Origin of the sequence: Streptomyces sp. NPDC102279 (assembly GCF_044766365.1) — a bacterium.
In the GTDB taxonomy this organism is placed as follows: domain Bacteria; phylum Actinomycetota; class Actinomycetes; order Streptomycetales; family Streptomycetaceae; genus Streptomyces.
Window position 1 is genome coordinate 488,405 of record NZ_JBIWLU010000001.1, and the last position, 18,925, is coordinate 507,329.

Annotated in this window: 20 protein-coding genes; 14 read left to right on the forward strand and 6 right to left on the reverse strand. The window is 71.0% G+C overall.

The window, feature by feature from the left end; translation table 11 throughout:
• Positions 1-210: 210 nt before the first annotated feature.
• The gene (locus tag ACIRQH_RS02075; RefSeq protein WP_388865547.1) at positions 211-1,230 is read left to right on the forward strand and encodes an alcohol dehydrogenase catalytic domain-containing protein; all 1,020 of its coding nucleotides are present in this window, start codon (positions 211-213) and stop codon (positions 1,228-1,230) included.
• Between the two features lie 70 nt (positions 1,231-1,300).
• The gene (locus tag ACIRQH_RS02080) at positions 1,301-1,741 is read left to right on the forward strand and encodes a glutaredoxin domain-containing protein (RefSeq protein WP_358817394.1); all 441 of its coding nucleotides are present in this window, start codon (positions 1,301-1,303) and stop codon (positions 1,739-1,741) included.
• 61 nt (positions 1,742-1,802) lie between these two features.
• Here ACIRQH_RS02080 and ACIRQH_RS02085 read toward each other — a convergent pair whose 3' ends face one another.
• A complete protein-coding gene (locus ACIRQH_RS02085) occupies positions 1,803-2,969 on the reverse strand; it encodes an alanine--tRNA ligase-related protein (RefSeq protein WP_388932022.1) in 1,167 nt (388 codons plus the stop codon).
• Between the two features lie 1,328 nt (positions 2,970-4,297).
• Between ACIRQH_RS02085 and ACIRQH_RS02090 the strand changes: the two genes are divergently transcribed.
• The 3 genes from ACIRQH_RS02090 to ACIRQH_RS02100 all read left to right on the forward strand — a co-directional run bounded on the left by ACIRQH_RS02090 (position 4,298) and on the right by ACIRQH_RS02100 (position 6,873).
• Positions 4,298-5,551 (forward strand): acyl-CoA dehydrogenase family protein, encoded by a 1,254-nt coding sequence (locus ACIRQH_RS02090; RefSeq protein WP_404223694.1) that lies wholly within the window; start codon positions 4,298-4,300, stop codon positions 5,549-5,551.
• Between the two features lie 98 nt (positions 5,552-5,649).
• Positions 5,650-6,108, forward strand: coding sequence for an Rrf2 family transcriptional regulator (locus ACIRQH_RS02095; RefSeq protein ID WP_358817397.1), 459 nt, complete (start codon positions 5,650-5,652; stop codon positions 6,106-6,108).
• Positions 6,109-6,333: 225 nt separating this feature from the next.
• On the forward strand, positions 6,334-6,873 hold the full coding sequence (locus ACIRQH_RS02100) for an EF-hand domain-containing protein (RefSeq protein WP_358817398.1): 540 nt from the start codon (positions 6,334-6,336) through the stop codon (positions 6,871-6,873).
• Positions 6,874-6,951: 78 nt separating this feature from the next.
• Here the strand turns inward: ACIRQH_RS02100 and ACIRQH_RS02105 are convergent, their stop codons facing one another.
• The gene (locus ACIRQH_RS02105; RefSeq protein WP_388865801.1) at positions 6,952-8,163 is read right to left on the reverse strand and encodes an alkaline phosphatase; all 1,212 of its coding nucleotides are present in this window, start codon (positions 8,161-8,163) and stop codon (positions 6,952-6,954) included.
• A 372-nt stretch (positions 8,164-8,535) separates the two neighbouring features.
• Between ACIRQH_RS02105 and ACIRQH_RS02110 the strand changes: the two genes are divergently transcribed.
• Both ACIRQH_RS02110 and ACIRQH_RS02115 read left to right on the forward strand, forming a co-directional pair.
• Positions 8,536-9,138, forward strand: coding sequence for a DUF998 domain-containing protein (locus ACIRQH_RS02110; RefSeq protein WP_388865537.1), 603 nt, complete (start codon positions 8,536-8,538; stop codon positions 9,136-9,138).
• A gap of 377 nt (positions 9,139-9,515) precedes the next feature.
• On the forward strand, positions 9,516-10,232 hold the full coding sequence (locus ACIRQH_RS02115; protein WP_388932028.1) for a tetratricopeptide repeat protein: 717 nt from the start codon (positions 9,516-9,518) through the stop codon (positions 10,230-10,232).
• Positions 10,233-10,301: 69 nt separating this feature from the next.
• On the opposite strand, the gene ACIRQH_RS02120 is transcribed toward ACIRQH_RS02115, so the two are convergent.
• Positions 10,302-11,294: a hypothetical protein gene (locus ACIRQH_RS02120; protein ID WP_404223698.1), complete on the reverse strand. Its 993-nt coding sequence runs from the start codon at positions 11,292-11,294 to the stop codon at positions 10,302-10,304.
• Positions 11,295-11,389: 95 nt separating this feature from the next.
• A complete protein-coding gene (locus tag ACIRQH_RS02125) occupies positions 11,390-11,572 on the reverse strand; it encodes a CsbD family protein (protein WP_358817403.1) in 183 nt (60 codons plus the stop codon).
• Between the two features lie 371 nt (positions 11,573-11,943).
• On the opposite strand from ACIRQH_RS02125, the gene ACIRQH_RS02130 reads away from it, so the two are divergent.
• Positions 11,944-12,294, forward strand: coding sequence for a PRC-barrel domain-containing protein (locus ACIRQH_RS02130; RefSeq protein ID WP_355876086.1), 351 nt, complete (start codon positions 11,944-11,946; stop codon positions 12,292-12,294).
• A 120-nt stretch (positions 12,295-12,414) separates the two neighbouring features.
• Here ACIRQH_RS02130 and ACIRQH_RS02135 read toward each other — a convergent pair whose 3' ends face one another.
• Complete coding sequence (locus tag ACIRQH_RS02135; protein ID WP_358817405.1) at positions 12,415-13,239, reverse strand: SDR family oxidoreductase; 825 nt, start codon at positions 13,237-13,239, stop codon at positions 12,415-12,417.
• A gap of 200 nt (positions 13,240-13,439) precedes the next feature.
• On the opposite strand from ACIRQH_RS02135, the gene ACIRQH_RS02140 reads away from it, so the two are divergent.
• From ACIRQH_RS02140 to ACIRQH_RS02160, 5 genes are all read left to right on the forward strand, one after another.
• A complete protein-coding gene (locus tag ACIRQH_RS02140; protein WP_404223701.1) occupies positions 13,440-14,153 on the forward strand; it encodes a hypothetical protein in 714 nt (237 codons plus the stop codon).
• Positions 14,154-14,293: 140 nt separating this feature from the next.
• Entirely contained in the window at positions 14,294-15,373 is a 1,080-nt protein-coding gene (locus tag ACIRQH_RS02145; protein WP_388865528.1) for a MerR family transcriptional regulator, read from the forward strand.
• Between the two features lie 271 nt (positions 15,374-15,644).
• Complete coding sequence (locus ACIRQH_RS02150) at positions 15,645-16,064, forward strand: molybdopterin-binding protein (RefSeq protein ID WP_388865526.1); 420 nt, start codon at positions 15,645-15,647, stop codon at positions 16,062-16,064.
• Positions 16,065-16,180: 116 nt separating this feature from the next.
• The gene (locus tag ACIRQH_RS02155; protein ID WP_404223704.1) at positions 16,181-16,825 is read left to right on the forward strand and encodes a molybdopterin-dependent oxidoreductase; all 645 of its coding nucleotides are present in this window, start codon (positions 16,181-16,183) and stop codon (positions 16,823-16,825) included.
• A 104-nt stretch (positions 16,826-16,929) separates the two neighbouring features.
• Entirely contained in the window at positions 16,930-17,475 is a 546-nt protein-coding gene (locus tag ACIRQH_RS02160) for a putative immunity protein (RefSeq protein ID WP_404223706.1), read from the forward strand.
• 32 nt (positions 17,476-17,507) lie between these two features.
• Here the strand turns inward: ACIRQH_RS02160 and ACIRQH_RS02165 are convergent, their stop codons facing one another.
• The gene (locus tag ACIRQH_RS02165) at positions 17,508-18,398 is read right to left on the reverse strand and encodes a LysR family transcriptional regulator (RefSeq protein WP_404223708.1); all 891 of its coding nucleotides are present in this window, start codon (positions 18,396-18,398) and stop codon (positions 17,508-17,510) included.
• Between the two features lie 101 nt (positions 18,399-18,499).
• Here ACIRQH_RS02165 and ACIRQH_RS02170 point away from each other — a divergent pair, with 101 nt between their 5' ends.
• Positions 18,500-18,865, forward strand: a complete 366-nt coding sequence (locus ACIRQH_RS02170) for an SgcJ/EcaC family oxidoreductase (protein WP_358817412.1) — start codon at positions 18,500-18,502, stop codon at positions 18,863-18,865.
• Positions 18,866-18,925 lie beyond the last annotated feature (60 nt).

The following is an 18,925-nucleotide window of genomic DNA, read 5'->3' on the forward strand; positions in this document are numbered from 1 at the left end:
AGGGTGTTGAGACGGATCATGGGGGGCCGCCTGCCCCGCGAGGCCGAGGTCGCAAACATCCCCGAGTCGACTGATCCAACACGGCCCATGCCCGCCGGGCGCGTCCGTCACCCCCGGAAACAGGCGGCGGAGCCGTCTCGGCATGCGTGATCCCGCGGGAGCTGGTTCGCTGGAGAGCGGGGCGTTTCACGCATGCACGAGGGAGATGCCATGAGCACCTATCGAGTCGCGGAGGTCCAGGTCGCGAACGGTCCGTTCGAGATCGCCGAGCGCGAGGTGCCCAAACCGGGCCCCGGACACGTGCGCGTGCGGGTGGAGGCCTGCGGGGTCTGCCACAGCGACGCCTTCTTCGTCAGTGCCGGGCTGCCCGGCGTGACCTTCCCGCTGGTCGTCGGCCACGAGATCGCCGGGCGCATCGAGGAGATCGGCGAGGGCGTCCACGAGGGCTGGACGGCGGGCGAACGCGTCGGCGTGGGCTGGTTCGGCGGAAGCTGCCACCACTGCAGGCCGTGCCGTCAGGGCGACTTCATCGTCTGCGAGAACCTCATGGTGCCCGGCTGGAGTTACGACGGCGGGTTCGCCGAGTCCGTGATCGTGCCGCAGGACGCGCTGGCGCGGATCCCGGACAGCCTGTCCTTCACGGAGGCGGCGCCTCTCGGGTGCGCGGGTGTGACCGTCTACAACAGTCTGCGGCGCAGCTCGGCCCGCCCCGGTGACCTGGTCGCCGTGCTCGGACTCGGCGGTCTCGGCCATCTGGGCGTCCAGTACGCGGTCGCCATGGGCTTCGAGACCGTGGTCGTCGCGCGCGGCGGCGCCAAGGCCGAGCTGGCCGAACAGCTGGGGGCGCACCACTACATCGACAGCACCGCCGGCTCGCCCTCCGAGGCGTTGCAGGCTCTCGGCGGCGCCAAGGCCGTGCTGGCCACCGCCGCGAGTTCCCAGGCGACCTCGGCCGTCATCGACGGACTGCTGCCCCGCGGCGAACTCATCGTGGTGGGCGCGGACATGTCGTCCCTGGACGTCACTCCCACCCAACTCCTCATCCCGGGCAGAGTCGTTCGCGGCCATCCGTCCGGCACGTCGCAGGACGTCGAGGACGCGATGGGCTTCAGCGCGCTCTACGGGATCCGGCCGATGATCGAGACCGTACCGCTGGAAGGAGCGGGCGACGCCTATCAGCGGATGCTGTCCGGTGACGCCCGCTTCCGCATGGTGCTGACCATGTCCTGAAGGACGGGGCGGCGGTTCCGCCGGTCGACTCCCGTGCCGGCGGGGCGACGCAGCGGTAGCCTGCGTCATCATGATGCGCGCCTGGATCCTGCCTCTGCTGTTGACGCTCTGCGGCTCGCTCGTGGCCACCGGGCTGGCCCTGCGCGGTGGTCCCGGCCCCGCAGCCGTCCTGCTGCTGGTGTTCGTGCTGCTCGCGGGGGTGCATTCACCGCTGGTCTTCCCACGATCGGTCGATGCGGCCGAGGCGCAGCGCCGGAGCGCGGTCGACGGTCGGCCGGTCGTCTTCTGGCGGGCGGGATGCTCGTACTGCCTGCGGCTGCGCATGCGGCTGGGCCGTAGTTCCCGTCAGCTCCACTGGGTGGACATCTGGCGCGACCCCGCGGGTGCGGAGGTGGTGCGGGCGGCCAACGACGGCAACGAGACCGTTCCGACAGTCATCGTCGCGGGCCGCCCGCACGTCAACCCTGACCCGGAGTGGGTCCGCGCGCAGATCACGTCCGCACCGCGATAGGCGACGCGAGGACCGCCTGCCGCGGTGAACTGCCCACCTCGGCAGGGTCCGTGTCGATACCTCACTCCTCCCGCAGGTTGAGGACCAGCTCCCGTGGCAGGCCGTGGGTGTCGTGCAGGTAGTGGAAGTCCTCGTCCCCCAAGGGGCCTTGGAACCGGGGTCGGGCCAGGAGGTGCCGGCCCCGCTCCATGAGACGGCCGAACCGGCCCTCCTCATCCAGCAGCACCCGGCGGACCTCGCCGGGGCCGACGTCCTGCCGGAAGTGATCGAGGGTGTGACGCACCAGCTCGTCCGGCAGGTCGCCGAGAGTGCGGGACGGTTCGTCCCGCCAGAGCACGGTGAGCACGCGTCGCACGAGGCGGCGCAGTACGTAGCCCTGTCCCGTGTTGGACGGGCGCACGCCGTCGCCGACGACCACGACGGAGGAGCGCAGATGGTCGAGGACGAGACGGAGGGAGGGTTCGTCCAGTGGCCACAGGGGCGGCACGAGGCGACGCCAGGGTTCGAAGACGTCGCAGTCGAAGACGGACGACTTGCCCTGGAGCAGGCAGGCGAGCCGTTCCAGGCCGAGTCCGGTGTCGACGGCGCGCTGGGGAAGCGGCACGAGGGATCCGTCATCTAGCCGGCGGTGGCGCATCATCACGTGGTTCCACACCTCGACCCAGCGGTCGTCGCGGGTGGGTGTCGACCGCGGAGGGGTGTCACCGCTCCACAGGAAGATCTCCGAGTCGGGGCCGCACGGCCCGACCGGTCCGTTTGACCACCAGTTGTCCTCGACGGTGAGTTCCACGGGGACCCCGCGTTCCTGCCACAGCCTCAGGGACTCCGTGTCCGGCCCGGTCTGCTCGTCACCGGCGAAGACAGTGACGTACAGCAGGCCCGGATCGACGCCCAGTCCCTCGGTGAGCAGTCTGTAGCCCCAGTCGAGGCTCTGCGGGCCCTCGTAGTCGCCGAGTGACCAGGAGCCGAGCATCTCGAAGACCGTGAGGTGGGTGTCGTCGCCGACCTCCTCCAGGTCCGTGGTCCGCAGACAGCGCTGCACGTTGACCAGGCGTCTGCCGAGCGGATGAGGCCGGCCCAGCAGGTACGGCGTGAGCGGATGCATGCCCGAGGTGGTGAACAGCACCGGGTCGCCGCTCGGCGGCAACAGTGTCGAGCCGGTGATACGGCGATGACCGCGCTCCTCGAAGTACTCGACGAACGTGCGGACGATCTGCTCCGTCTTCATGACGGGTCTCCTTCGCGTCAACGCGGGGAGGCACCGGACAACGGGTCCGCCGGGTCGACACCGGGGCGGGAGAGTCTGAACGCCACGGAACCACCGACGAGCCGTTTCCGGTCGCCGGTGGAAGGGGGAAGGTCAGACGGCGGCAACCGGTGAGCTGGTCGCTCGCGCGGTTGCGGTGATGCTTCGGCCGGTGACGTTCATGAGGTGACGGTAACGGACACGCCAGCGCTTCGGCACGCGAGTTTCCCGCCGCGCCCGGCTCGCCCCGCCCGGTCGCCCTCTCCCCGGCGAGCGGTCTGTTCAAGACCGCGGGGCCGCGCCCGCACGGGGCTGCCGGCATGCCCCAACGAGCCTTCACCTCCGCTGCGGGCCTCTTCGCCCCATGCGGTCTACGATCCGGTGGCCTCCCTCCTGCGCGAACGCCTGTGGCCCGGCCTGCCGTCCATGCACATCGCTCCCCGGCCCGAGGACGAGATCGTCGACGCGGGCTGCGGCCACCGGTTCGCCGGCACCGCTGCTGCACCGCATCGAGCCCCGGGCGCGCGTCGACGCACCAGGCACAACTGGTATTCCGTCGGCGCCGGTTGACGACTTCTCGGCGAGAGGGTGGCCTCAGAAGCCGAGCCGATCCCTCGCCCTGTACGGGGGTGAGGACGCCGCTCCCGGGTTCACCGGACCCGCGCCAGACGGATCTTCGCCGCGGTGAGGCAGACGCCGGCGGCGACGATGCAGGCCGCGGCCGGTCCCGCCGGCGGGCCGCCCGGTGTCCGCGGCCAGAATGCCCCAGGCCAGGCCAGGGCAGGCCACCCCCGGGGCCGGAGCGCCCGCCGGTGTTGCCTTCCCTACTTTTCCTATCGATTTACTAGGAATATATTGACGGCCCGCCCGCCGACTGCGCAGGATGATGTACATGCCCCCTACGCAGCTACGACTCGTTCGTCGTCGGCATATCGACTTTGGCCGCGTCGCCGGCGCCGCCTGCTGTCGCGCCTAGGGAACCGCACCCGGAAGACGCGCGTCACCGCGACCCCGGTCCGAACGGACCCCGCCTCACCGCTTCGACTCGCGCGCGGCACCCCTGAGACGCAGCGCCTCCGCCCGGCACACCCTCAGCCGGTCTCCGAGGGGGACGCATGCGAACTCGGCCTCCCCTCGGAAGGAGGGGCGGGCATGCTCGCCCTCCCCGTTCGAGGTCCCCACCGGGGCCGCCCCGGCGGCCGGGCGATGGATCGCCGCTCACGGTCCAGCCCGGGCCTCGCGCACGCATCACCCGACCCGCACGTGCCCCAACACCACATCGTGACGCCGAACTTGAGGAGACCATCGCCATGGGCCCCGCCACCGCGCCGTCCGGACCCGAGCCGGAATCCGACGGGACCGGGCCCGATCGCGCCCACTGGCTGCAGGTCGCTCGCGAGACGGCCGACGACCTGGCCACGGACGCGGTGACCAGGGAGCAGGCCGGGAAGATCCCGTTCGACGAGGTGTCCCGCCTGCGTGAGTCGGGACTGCTGTCGCTGCTCGTGCCGGCGGAGTCCGGGGGCGGAGGCGGGGACTGGTCGACGGCCTACGCCGTGGTCCGGGAGATCGCCGCCGCCGACGGCGCGATCGGTCAACTGCTCGGCTGTCACTACTTCCTGTCCTGGAGCGCCCGGCACTTCTCCCCGTCGGCCGCCACCACGCAGGACCAGCCGCACCGCAGGACCCCGGCACGGCGCAGGTCGGCCGTCGAGCAGGGGTGTTGGGGCGGCGGCCTCGCCCGGCAGGAACCGCCACTGACCCTGGTCAGGAAGGGCGGCCACTACGTGCTCAACGGGCGGCAGACGTACGCCACCGGCGTCCTCGTCGCCGACCGGCTGGCGGTGCGGGCGGAGCGGTCGGACACCGGCGAACCACTCGCCGTCGCCGTCGACCCCGCCCATCACGGCGTTCGGATCGACGCCGACACCGACACCTTCGGCCAGCGGCTCGCGGCCGGTGGCAGCGTGGAGTTCGACGGCGTTCCGGTCGCCACCCGCGACGTGCTCGGCTCGCTGTCCGCGGAGGAGGACGTCCTGTCACCCCTGACAGCCCTCTCCGCTCCGGTCGGGCGCCTCCTCTCCGTCCAGCTGCTGCTCGGCATGGCCGAGGGCGTGCTCGGCGAGGCCCGCGAGTACAGCAGAGCGGGCTGCTCCGTCCGGCACCCCGCCTGGCCGGTCGGCTCGCCGCAGGACCCGCACGTGCTGACGGTCTTCGGGGAGCTCACCATCCTCGTCCGCTCCGCGTCCGCACTGGCCGCCCAGGCGTCGGACGCCGTGCACGCCGGCCTGGCACACGGAGAGAACCTCACCTACGACGAGTGCGCCGAGGTCTCCGTCCTGGTGGCCATGGCCGAGGCCGCCGCCTCCAGAGCGGCGCAGGAGTCCACCGCCCGCGCCCTCGACATCATCGGACCCCGCGCGGCCTCCTCACGGCTCGGCTTCGACCGCTTCTGGCGCAACGCGCGGACCCACACGCTGTACGAGCCGGTCGCCCACCGGGTCCGCGACGTCGGGGACTACTTCCTCAACGGCGCGCACCCTCCGTTCGCCCTGCCCTTCTGACCGAGAGACCCTGTGGCGCCGCCCGACCGGCGGAACGCGCACGGCCGACGACTGAGGCCCCGGGGACAGACCCCGAGGCCGTACGGGATAATGCACCCATGCGGATTTCAGCCAGGGCGGACTACGCGATCCGTGCCGCGCTCCAGCTCGCCGCGTCACCGGACGGCGGGCCGCTCAAGGCCGAGGCCATCGCGGACGCCCAGGACATCCCGCACAAGTTCCTCGAAGGCATCCTGAACGACATGCGCCGGGGCGGTCTCGTACTGAGCCAGCGCGGCGGCAACGGCGGCTACCGGCTGGCCGAGGCGGCGGAGTCCATCAGCATCGCCGACGTCATACGTACGGTGGACGGGCCCCTGGTCTCCGTACGCGGGGTCCGCCCGCCGGAGCTGTCCTACACCGGCCCCGCCGAGTCACTGCTGCCCCTGTGGATCGCGCTGCGGTCCAACGTGCGCGAGATCCTGGAGGGCGTGTCCCTCGCCGATGTCGCGTCGGCCCAACTGCCCGCCAGGGTGTCGGCGTTGACCACCACCCCGGACGCCTGGGTCAATCCCTGACCGGGCAGTCGTCCACTGCTGAACGGGTCCGCCGCGGCGGGGCGCGAGCGGCGGCCGGCCGACGGGTGATCGTTCGCGCAGATGTGCTCGTGGAGACGCGGCCGACCCGCGGCCTATCGTGGGGACACGTCTGAGGCGCCGTCAGACAGGTGGCGGGTGTCGGCACCGGTGAGGCGGTCGCGGCGGGCGGTTCGTGGTTCGGTTCGGCGTCGAAGGAGGCCGCTCATGGCCAGTGCGTTTCAGGAGCGAAAGCTCAGGGGGATGTTCGCCGCGTTCGACGCGGACGGCGACGGATACCTGCGCGAGGACGACTTCGCCGCGCTCGTCGGCCGCTGGAGCCGGCTGCCGGGAGTGGAGCCCGGGACCCAGTTGCGTACGCGGGTGGAGACACTCCTGATGGGCTGGTGGGCGGCCTTGCTGCAAGCCGGTGACGCCAATGGCGACGGCACGGTCGACATGAGCGAACTGCTCTCCCTCGTCGACCAGTTGCCCGCGATGACCGACGCCGTCACCGCGACCGCCGACACGGTCTTCGACGCCGTCGACGCCAATGGGGACGGCCGGATCTCGCCGGAGGAGCACCGTCGCCTCGTCGAGACCTGGAACGGGCTGCCCGTCGACATGACGGGCGTCTTCGAACTCCTCGACCTGAACGGCGACGGGCACCTCAGCCGCGAGGAGTTCGCGGCGCTCTGGCGCCAGTTCTGGATCAGCGACGACCCGAAGGAACCGGGCAACTGGCTCTGCGGCCGCATCCCGGCCTGACGAGCACCCCCGGCGGACCCGCCCATCCCGGAGCCCCGCGGCCGGACGGCCACGGGGCTCCGGATGTCACGGTGTCGTTCAGCGGCGCGTCAGGGACTGGCGCAGCACGTCGTACACGTGGGTGTTGGGGTGCTTGCCGGTGAAGCGGTCCGACAGGGGACCGACCGCGGTCACCGGTACGTCGACCCCGGTGTGACCGGACGTGGTCCAGTCGATGTAGAAGTTCTTCTCGCTGCCGCGGATGCTGAACGGGCCGTCCTCGGCGGAGACGCCGGTGCCGGACTCGTCTGCGGCGTCCGACTCCTCGACGGCCAGACCGCCGGTCTCGTGGTCACCGGTGATGACCAGCAGGGTGTCGGAGTGCGTGGCGACGTAGGCGCGGGCCACGGCGACGGCCTTCTCGAGCTCCTGCATGGACTGCAGGACGCGGGCGCCGTTGTTGGCGTGGGCGAACTCGTCCACACCCTCCTCCTCGACCATGAGGAAGAAGCCCTTCTTGTTCTTGTCCAGCGTGCCCAGGGCCTTGCTCGTCATGGTCGAGAGACCGACCACCGGGCTGTACACGTCGCCCTGGCCCTCGGAGCGCTGCTGGAACATCTCCTCGTTGGCGAAGAGGCCCAGGAGCTTGCCGTTCTTGGCCCGGCTGAGCTGGTCCGCGCTGTTGACGTACGAGTAGCCGGCCTTCTTGGCCTTCTTGATGAGGTCGCCCTTGGTTCCCTTGCTGGCCTCGGACGGGTCCTCGGCGGGCTGGTCCTTGAAGGCGCCCGCGCTGCCGGCGGGCAGCCACCAGTCCTCGCCACCGCCGAGGATGACGTCGGGCTTGGACACCTCGATGTACTGACGGGCGATCTCGTCCTGTGCCGAACGGTTGGCCGTGTTCGAGAAGAACGCCGCCGGCGACGCGTCGGTGACCTGCGCGGTGGTGACCAGGCCGGTGGCCTTGCCGGCCGCCTTCGCCTGCTGGCCGAGCGTGGCCAGCGGGTTGCCGTCCACGTCGACGCTGATCGCGCCGTTGTAGGTCTTCTCGCCCGTGGCCCACGCGGTCGCCGCCGCGGCCGAGTCGGTGACGACCGCCTTCGGGTCGTCCGGCTCGGTGGTCAGCTGGCCCGAGACGGGCAGCTTGTCCATCGCGAGCTGACCCCCCAGACCGGTGAGGTGCAGCCGGGCGGCCTGGCGAGCGGCGGCACCCATGCCGTCACCGTTGATGAAGATGACGTTCTTCGCGGTCGGGGTCTTGGCCTTGGCCTGCGGAGCCGAAGCCGACGCGCCCAGCGTCGGGTTGACCACCATCGTCACCACAGCGGCCGCGACTGCGGCGGCCGAGGGAGCGGCGAACCGACGAGCCCTACGAGCGTCCAGGGACACAACGTCCTCCGTTACTGTTCTTGCCCATTGCTTGACCGCGAACATAAGGTTCCATGGGGGTTGGTTGACCAAGAACAGATGACCAGTACACGTCGATATCTCCAGCGGGAGGTAAAGGCGTGAGCCCCCACTTGTCCGGACAGGTCGCCGGGCGACGGAACACACCTTCCCCACGCCACCCACCCTCGGCGACGCGGGCCATCAACCGCGACGGACACGCCACCCCGCGACAGGCGGCCGCGACACCGAACCCGGCCAAAGCGCTTTATGACTGTTTGTGCCTTATATCTTTACTCGGTGCCAAATGTACCGAGATGGGTTCTTCTCTCGTCAGGGTGTGCCCCCCTTCTGTTCACTGCGGGCTGGGTCCTCGCGGCCCATCTGGTGGGGCCCGCCTACAACCCGGTCACGCAGACGATCAGCGTCCTCGCGGCCTACGGCGAGTCGGGCTTCTGGGTGATGACCGGCGCGCTGCTCGCGCTGGGCATCTGCCACCTCCTCACCGCCTGGGGTCTGCGGTCGGTGGCCACCCCCGGACGTCTGGCGTTGGCCGGCGGCGGAGTGGCGGCGCTGGTGCTGGCCGTGCTCCCCGCCCCGATCAGCGGAGGCTCGCTGCGCCACGGGACGGCGGCCGCCATCGGGTTCGCACTCCTGGCGCTGTGGCCCGTCCTGTCCGCGGACGGCAGCGAGACCGCACCCTGGGCCCTCAGACGCGTCCCGTCGGTCACGGCGACGGCGGTCATGGTCGCTGGAGCGGCATGGTTCCTCATCGAGACCCAGCGCCACGGGGACCTCGGCGTCGCCGAGCGCTTCGTGACGGGCGTTCAGTCCCTCTGGCCGTTCGTGGTCGTGGCCTCCTGCCTTCGCCACAGGAGGGTCCGCGAGGAGACACGGGTCTGACGCGTACGACCGTCCGTTCGCGTCCGCCACGGCAGAAGACCCCGCCCCGCACAAGCGGGACGGGGTCTTCACAGAGCGCCGGGCAGGCCTTGCACCTGCATCTCCCCGCAGGAAGCGGGACGCCTTTCCTTGGACCACCAACGCATCGTGAGCGGAGGCGATTTCCGCCGACCAGCTCAAGATCAATCACACTGTAAGCCAGGCACGCGCCCCGCGCCACCCGAGCCCGTCCGCCCGCTCCCTCGCGCCTCAGGGGCCGGCCGGCCCCTGATCCACGAGCCGCCCTGCACCGCGCGAAGCTGCGGCACAATGACCGCGTGCTCATGGCTCGGCGGGCGACCGCCGCGGCACAACCCGTGACACGAGGGGGCGGCGGCATGGTGCTGTGGCAGGGGAACAACTTCACCGTGGACGGGCGTGAGCCGACCACCGCGGAGGAGTACTACCGGATCGGCCTCAACTGCTGGAACGGCGAGCAGTACCGCGGTGCCGCCGCCTACTTCCTGGGGGCGGCGGCCGACGTCGGACACGAGGCCGCGGTCGAACTTCTGGGGCACATCGACTACGTGCAGGGCCGGTACGCGAGCGCCGTGCCGCGGCTTCGGCGAAGCAGCGGCTCGCCGCGCGCCGCCTACTACCTCGCCGCGCTCCACCAGCGGGGTTGCCCCGAGGCGGGCGTCGGGCAGTCCTACGACGAGGCGGCCCGTTGGTATCGCGCCGCCTCGGAGCTGGGTGAGCCCGAGGCCATGCTGGCCCTCGGCGACCTCTATCTCGAACGGCTGCTGCCGGTGACCCGGACCCCGGCCGAACACGCCCTGGAGCAGTTCCTCGCAGCCGCCGCACGCGACCACCCCTACGGCCAGTACCGTGCCGCCGAGATCTACCGCACGCTGTACCAGGACACCGAAAGCGCCGCCGCGCTGTACCGGGCCTGCGTGGCCAATCCGCTGACCGGACGGCACGCGCTGGGGTCGATGATGATGCTGCAGAGTCAGGCACATCTGCGGGAGATGTCGGCGACCGCGGCTGCCCGCCTCCAGCAGCAGCGGCGCGACGCCGTCAATCCCACCGAACGACGCGGTGACTTCTACTGACACCCCACGCATCGGCGGGGACCGTGAGCACGAGCCCCGCTCCGCCCCGGCGCGGACCGCCTCTTCAGGTCAACTGCACGCCAGCATCCACAGGAAGGTCTCGGCCGCCCGTACGAGGTGTTCCGTCTCCTCGATCTGGGTCCGCAGCGCCTCCGGTACGTGAGAGAGCTCCCAGTCGGCCGGATCCGCGGGCACCCGCGGCTCAGCCGCCCACAGGTGCTCGATCTCCTCGATGCTGGTCCGCAGCAGGGCGCACGCGTCGGCCGTGGCGGAAAGCGCCCTCGCCGGCGGGCTCGGGTCGGATCCGTCCTCGCTCGGCAGCGCGTCGGCGGCGGTGGACAGGACGACGGCGAGGCGGAGCAGGCGACGTGCCCGCGCCGGCCAGGGGGGAGCCGGGTGTCTCAACCGCGTTGCTTCGAGAGCCGGTTCACGATCCAGGCGGGTCCGAGCGGCGACCGTCCGCTCCCGCGCGGTGGGCCGCCACGTTCCCTGTCCCCGCTGATCGTCCGCCTGCCGCATGGCCCTACGTGCCAGGGTCAGGGCCGCCGGCCAGTCGCCGCCGTCCCAGTCCGGCGTCGCCCGCAGTTCACGGACGCGCCGACCGACCGTCGCCTGCGCAGCCGTGCCACGGGGGGATTGCGCCGACCCGTCCGCGACATGGGCCTGCAGTACCCGGCCCACCCCTGCCACCGACTCGGCGCCGGCGACGCCGATCCCGCCGGCCCATGCCTCGTCGGGCAGTGGACCCGCGGGCAGGGACGTGGCCCCCGGTTCACAGAACCGCACGGCATCGGTCAGCAGGACCTGGTCGACCAGCACCCCGGTCTCCAGGGCGAGCCGCCACAGCACGAGGCCCATCGCGCTCTCGCTGCTGCCGCTCCCCCAGGGCCATTTCACACGCGGCGCCCGTCGCACCGGCTCCCCGAAACCGGCGCTGCGCTCCGTGTGCCAGGCGACCAACACGTCCGCCTGATGCCGGGCCCGTTCCCAGGCCCCGCATCCGTACGCGGCCCGATGCGCCGACTCCCACCGCACCTCGTCCACGTTCGCGTCGTCACTCACGGGCGAACCGTATCCGGCCGCGGCAGCGAAGATCCCGGCAGCCCATGAGGATGCGGCTGCCGGGATCTTCGCTGCCGGTACTGCTCCGGTCGGCCCTACTTGGACTTGGGCTTGATGGCGTCCTTGGCCTTCTCCTTGGCCGACCGCAGGTCGCCCTTGGACTCCTCGGCGCGCCCCTCGGCCTTCAGGGACTCGTTGCCCACCGCACCGCCGACGACCTTCTTGGTCTTGCCCTTGGCCTGCTCGCCCTTGGCCTGAGCCTTCTCGTCCGCAGCCACAACCACTCACACCCTGTCCTTCTCGCGAATTGATTCATGCTCTGGGTCACCCGGCATCAGATCCTCAAACACGGAACCGTCGAAGATGATGAATGAAATCTTCGTCACATCGAGTTTCGTAGGGGTTGAATAAGAAGATCGGTGAGCGGGGATCGATCCGTTACATGACCTGACCTGCCGGAACAGGCGGCGGGTGTCGCCCTCGGCCAAGGCTCAGGAGCAGATGTCGAAATTCTCGGAGCGGGTGTGTGGAGTCGGGGACCCTGGGCACTCGACGCTTCGAGGAAACGTCATCGAATTTGTATGACGCTTTGTACGACTCCGTAGTTCTTCTGCGGAGTGTCGAGGAATTCTGATGAGGGAGCCGTTTCATGAGTGACAACATCTGGGGCTATCAGCCGACCACCGGTTACACCGCGGGTGCCGACCTGATCGGATTCAAGGTCGAGGCCACCGACGGCAGCATCGGCAAGGTCGACAAGCACTCGGACGACGTCAACTCTTCGTACCTCGTCGTCGACACCGGCGTGTGGATCTTCGGCAAGCACGTGCTGCTTCCGGCCGGCACCGTCCAGACGGTCGACCAGGCCGAGCGGAAGATCTTCGTCGCGCTCACCAAGGACCAGATCAAGGACTCTCCGGAGTTCGACAAGGACAAGCACGTCGGCGACGCCGGCTATCACGAGCAGGTCGGCGAGTACTACCAGAGCCACCGCTCCTGACCGCACAGCGCCATCCCGGAAGGGGGCCGACCGGATGCAGTCCGGTCGGCCCCCTTCCTCGCGTGCGGGCCCAGTTCCGTGTGCGGGAGCGTGGGCCCGCGCCGGCGTTCCCGCGGATGCTCAGCCCTGCGCCAGGTCCGCGACGGGCTGCCACTTCTCCCACGTCGCGAGGCGCTGCTCGTAGTCGGCCTTGGCGATGCCCAGCGGCGCCGAACCGAAGAAGCAGCGCAACGGCGGCTCGTCGGCGTCCACGATCTCCAGGACGGCAGCGGCGGACGCGGCCGGATCGCCCGGCGTGCCGACACGCTTGCGGCGCTGCTCCTGCACCTCCTTGTGGAAGTCGGCGTACGCGGGAAGCGGCTCGGACGTGCTCGACGAGGAGCCCGCCCAGTCGGTGGCGAACCCGCCGGGCTCGATCAGCGTGACCTTGATCCCGAACTGTGCGACTTCCTGGGCGAGCGCCTGGCTCATGCCTTCGAGCGCCCACTTCGAAGCGTGGTAGATCCCGACCAGCGGGAAGGCGCTGATGCCTCCGATGGAGGAGACCTGGAGGATGTGGCCATTGCCCTGCTCGCGCAGGAACGGCAGCGCCGCCTGGGTGACCCACAGGGCGCCGAACAGGTTGGTCTCCAGCTGCGCGCGGGCCTCCGCCTCGGTGAGTTCCTCGACCAGCCCGAAGTGGCCGTAACCGGCGTTGTTGACGACGACGTCGAGGCGCCCGAACCGCTCGTGCGCCTGGTGCACCGCGGCGAAGTCGGCGTCACGGTCCGTGACGTCGAGGCGCAGGGGCAGCAGCCGCTCCCCGTACTTCTCGCGAAGATCACCCAGAGTGGAGAGGTCGCGCGCTGTCGCGGCCACCGAGTCGCCGCGTTCCAGGGCGGCGATGGCCCACTCCCTGCCGAAGCCGCGTGAGGCACCGGTAATGAACCAGATCTTCTGCGTCATGGTGTGCTCCTCGAGGAAAGTCGTCACCCGTACGGTCATCGCGTCGCGGTGTTTCTCCCACCAGCCAACACCTTCGAGTGGGCTCGAAGGCAACTTGGGCCGCGCCGGACGCGACCTCGGGCAGCACCGGGAATGGGCCCTTCGGAGGGCAGCGGAAATCCACTCGACGGACCGATCCCGAGGGACCATGATCGTCGCTCGTGACGACGTCCGAGCAGTTCCTGGTCCGGGCCGCTGCCCGCAACAACGCCGAGTGGTGTGCGGCCATGAGCCGGTCCCACGGCCTGACGAGCACGTTCGGGCCGGGCGCCTGGACGGCTCCCGGACGCACCCCGCTCTTCTATCCCGACGCGGTGACGCTGGAGCCCGGCACCGACCCCGCGGAGGTGGCGGCGCGGATCGACACCCGTACGCCAGGTGCGTCCGTCAAGGACAGCTTCGCCGACCTCGAGCTCGGCCGGGCCGGGTTCCGGGTCCTGTTCGAGGCTCAGTGGATCCGTCGTCCGGCAAGTGCGCCCGCCGTCGCATCGGGTCTCACCGCGCATGTGGTGGCCGGCCCCGACGCACTGCGGGCCTGGGCGCTGGCCTGGGACGACGGGGACGGCAACCCGGACGTCTTCCGGCCTGAACTGCTCGACGATCCCGCCACCACCGTCCTCGTCGGACGCTCCGCCGAGGGCCGGGTGGTGGCCGGCGCGGTGGCGAGCCGCAGTGCCGACGTGGTCGGCCTCTCCAACGTCTTCGCCCGCGAGGGCGGCCCGGACGCGGCCTGGTCCTTCGCTCTCACCGCGACCCACCGTCTGTTCCCCGGCCTTCCCGTGGTCGGCTACGAGCACGGTGAGGACCTCACGGCCGCCGCTCGCCACGGCTTCGCGCCGATCGGCTCGCTACGGGTCTGGCTGCACCAGGCCTGAGGGAGGCGTCCGGGGGCCCGCGCCTCGGACGCCCCGCGGCCGTGTCACCCGCCGCAGACCACATGATTGACCTTCACCTTGGGTGAAGCCACAGCATCGGTGGGGCCGGGCGAGGTGCCCGGTCCGAGGAGGGAACGGACATGGGGTTGCTGACCATCGGGACGTTTGCGAAGGCGTCCCGGCTCTCGCCGAAGGCACTGCGGCTCTACGACGAACTCGCTCTGCTCTCGCCGGCGCGCGTCGACCCGGTGACCGGCTACCGGCTCTACGCGCCGGAGCAACTGGACCAGGCACGGCTGGTCGCGTGGCTCCGGCGCCTGGGAATGCCCCTGGCCCGCATCCAGCACGTCTGCGCGCTGGAGCCGTCCGAGGCGGTGCCGGAGATCCGGCGGTACTGGGCCGAAGTCGAGGCCGACACCGCGGCCCGGCGCGATCTCGCTTCCTTCCTCGTCGACCACCTGTCACGGAAGGACCCTGCCATGTCCGCCAACACCCAGTCCTTGGGCATCCGTTACGCCGCTCTGTCCGACACCGGCCTCGTCCGCGAGAGCAACCAGGACACCGCGTACGCCGGTTCCCGTCTGCTCGCGGTCGCCGACGGCTTCGGCCGTGCCGGCGCCACGGCCGGCGCGGTCGCCGTCGAGGCGCTCAAGCCGCTCGAAACCGCGGGGTTGGCCGCGGGTGATCTGCTCAACGTCCTCGAAGAGGCGGTCGAGCAGGCCAAGTCGGCCGTCAACGGGGTCGCCGGTACCGGTTCGTCGCCCGCGGAGTCGGGCACCACGCTCACCGCGATGCTCTGGACGGGCTCGCAGCTGGCCCTCGTCCATATCGGCGACTCCCGCGTCCATCTCCTGCGCGAGGGCGAGCTGTTCCAGATCACCCACGACCACACGATGGTCCAGTCGATGGTGGACGACGGGCGCCTCACCCCCGAGGAGGCCGTCTCGCACCCGCAGCGGGCGCTGTTGCTCCGGGCCCTCGGTCACGGGGCCGACGGCACGCCCGACCTGCGCCTGCACGACGCCCGGCTGGGTGACCGCTATCTGCTCTGCTCCGACGGGCTGTCCGCCGTCGTGGACATCGGCGAAGTGCGCAGGGTGCTCACCGAGGTCGCCGATCCCGACCAAGCGGTCCGCGAACTCGTCGGCCTCGCCAACGGGTTCGGCGGACCCGACAACGTCAGTTGCGTGGTCGCCGACGTGGTGGAGGCCCAGTCGTAGGGGCGAAGTGCGGGAAGTACGGCCGGTCGGTCTCACGAGATCGACCGGCCACGCTTCTTCGAGGGGCCGTAGGGGACCAGGACCAGTGCCGTCAGCCGACAGCCCGCGGATTTCCCTCATGTGCGAGGCCAGGGCAACACACAGGTGGCGGATGCGACGCAGGTCCCGACGGGCCCCGCCGAAGCGGTTAGCTTGAGGGTGCGGCGCCGGAACAAAGTCCTGCAAAGCACCCGTTCCTCCTCCCCCGTCCCCAACCGTGAGGCGTTCCGTCATGAGCCTGAGCATCCGCAACCAGATTCCCGGCACCGTCACCGCTGTCACCACCGGCGAGGTGATGGCGACCGTGAAGGTGCGCCTGGACGGGGGTCAGGACCTCACGGCGGCGATCACGCTGGAGGCCGTCAAGGACCTGGGACTCGCCGAGGGGTCGCCGGTGCGCGCCATGATGAAGTCCACGGAGGTGGCGCTCGCCACCGGCCCGGTCGAGGGCCTGTCCATCCGTAACCAGCTGCCCGGCACGGTCAGCGACGTCGCCACGGGCGGGGCGATGGCCACCGTCAAGGTCACGGTCGACGGGGGCGAACTGACGGCGGCGATCACCAAGGACGCGGTCACGGACCTGGCGCTCGCGCCCGGGTCGTCGGTGGTCGCTCTGATCAAGTCGACCGAGGTGTCCCTCGCGACCGCCTGACACGAGCCGGGGCGGCGCGGTGTCGGTCAGGGCGCGCGCCTCACAGCAGGTGAACATCCGGGCCACACGGGGAAGGCGGTCGTCACCGAGCACCGGCGACGAAAGGACACCCCCGCGTGGCCAGAGACCGACACAGCGCCGTCGAGGCCGCCGCCGACCGGACCCGGCGTATCCCTCCCGGCCGGCACCATGTGAACGGCTGGCCGGTCTCCCACTACGGCCCGGTCCCCCGCCTCCGCCCCGCGCGCTGGAACCTCCGGGTCTTCGGCGCCACCGCGGGCCGCGTCGAACGCAGTTGGACCTTCGAGGAACTGACGACCCTGCCGCACACGACGGTGGTCGCCGATCTGCACTGCGCCTCCGGGCCGACCTCCACCGACCACGAGTGGTACGGCATCCCCGCCGCGGCCCTGCTGGAGCTGGTGCCGCCCGCAGCAGGGGTCACGCACGTCATGACGTGGGCCGAGTACGGCTATACCTCCAACGTCCGGCCGGCCGACTTCACGGCACCGCAGACCCTGCTGGCCACGCACCACGACGACGAGCCCCTCACCGCCGAGCACGGGTTCCCGCTGCGCCTGGTCGTGCCCCATGTGTACGGCTACAAGAGCACCAAGTGGCTGCGTGCCGTCGAGTACCTGACCGAGGACCGCCGGGGTTTCCGGGAGGACCGCGGTTACCACACCGTCGGTGATCCCTGGCAGGAGCAGCGCTACACCCATCAGGAAGCGGACGGCGGCGGGGCGGGGCCGAACGCCTGAGGAACCACACCCCGGGCGGCCGACGCGCGGAAGCGGGCGAGGAGTTCGGGGCTCATGTCGGCGCGGTTCCGTACCGAAAGCCCGTCGGAGGGAGGATGGTGCCCGTGTCGAACAAGCCGAACGCCCCGGAGACCATCGAACTGACCGAGGACGAACTCCGTGCGGTCGCGGGATACGCGGCCGACTGCGCGCGCCCGGTGCTGCCGCTCTTCGAACGGGACCTTCCCTCCGACACACGCCCTCGTGACGCCGTCGACGCGGCCCGCGCCTTCGCCGAGGGCGGACGGCGCACCGGCGCTCTGCGTCAGAGCGCCTGGGCGGCGTTCAAGGCGGCGCGCGAGGTGGCCCTTTCACCCGCGGCGGCCGACGCGGCACGTGCGGCGAGCCATGCTGCCGCCGCCGCGTATCTGCATCCCAAGGCGAGTGCTCATCAGGTGAAGCACGTCCTGGGCGCCGCGGCTCACGCGGCCCGGGCGGAGGAACTGGCGTCGGCCGCGGGCACGGTCGTCGGCGCGGGGACCCTCGAATGGGCTCGCGTTCACGCCCCGGGTCCGGTCAGGGCCGTGCTGGGCCGCCTGCCGGTCGCGCCTCCCGGAGGCGGGCCGGTCGGTGAGCTCGTCCGGACGCTCGACGCGGCTCTCCGCACCTGAGCGTGGCCGGACCGGCACCCGCCAGGGAGAACCTACGCGGAAGCGGGCTTCCCGAACGCTCGCCTGCCGTGCACGAGGAACTCCCGTACCGACGCGTTGTCCGAGCCCCTCCAGACCAGGGCGAGCAGGGCGGGCGCCGCGACGTCGTCGATGGTCCGGGCGGTGAGCCGGTCGCGGTGGTCCGCCGCCATCGATTCACTGAGGACGGCGACGCCGAGCCCGCGGGCGGCGAGGTCGACGATGGCGTCCGCTGCGCTGGCCTGGAGCGCGATCGCCGGCTGGAGGCCCTGCGCCGCGCAGGCGCGGTCGAAGACCGTACGCAGGCCTGTGCCGACCGGCATGCACACGATGGGGTGGGCGGCCAGGTCGCGCAGCCTCACCCGTCGCCGATCCGCGAGCGGATGTCCGTGCGGGACGGCCGCGACGAGCCGCTCGCTGATGATGGTCAACGTGTCCAGGCCTTCGGAGGCGGCGCTCGCGGTGCCGACCAGGGCGAGATCGACGGCTCCGGCACGTACCCGTTCCACCAGCAGGTCGGAGGTGTCCTCCAAAAGGGAGATGTCGACGCCGGGATGAGCCTGGTGGAAGGCGGCGAGGGCGTCGAAGAGCGGGGCGATCGTGCAGCCGGTGACCATGCCGACCGTGAGCCGGCCCCGGATGAGCCCGGTCACCTGCCCCACGGCCTGGCCGACGGACTCGGCCGCCGCGAGTGCGGCGCGGGCAGGTCCGAGTGCGGCCTTTCCCGCGACGGTGAGGGTGGCGGTGCGTCCCGAGCGGTCGAGGAGGTCGGCGCCGAGTTCACGCTCGAGGCGGCGGACCTGGGCGCTGACTCCGGACTGGCTGATGTGGACGCGCTCGGCCGCCCGCGTGAAGTTCTGCTCCTCGGCGACCGCGACGAAGTACTCCAGCTGCCTCAGCTCCATGACTGATAATTGTAGCTCCGATCACATCCATCTGTTGGACTTCTGATCACCGGGGGACGACGCTGGGGAGACAGCGGACGCCACGAGAAGCGGAGAATCCCATGTCGGAGCATGCGAAGGCCCTGCGGCCAGAGGACCTCACCCGGCTGTTCGTCGAACGGTCCAACGCCGGTGACGCGGACGGAGTCGCGGCCCTGTACGAGGAGGACGCGGTGATGGCCCACCCGCCCGGCCAGTTCACGGTGGGGCGCGAGGCGATCCGCGCCCTGTGGGCAAAGGTCCTCGCCGGTGGCCCGCGCTTCGAGCCGGAACCGCCGCTGCCGACGCTGGTCAGCGGAGACATCGCGCTGACCTCCACGCCGCCGAGGGACGGGGCCGGTGCGCGGGCACAGGTCGTCCGCCGTCAGCCGGACGGGAGCTGGCTGCGGCTGCTGGACCAGCCCGAGTTCGCCCCGCCGGCCCGATAGGACAGGGCGCCCGCACGCTGCCGGGGCAGCCCGTGGGCGTCGGGCCCGGCCGTTTGCCGG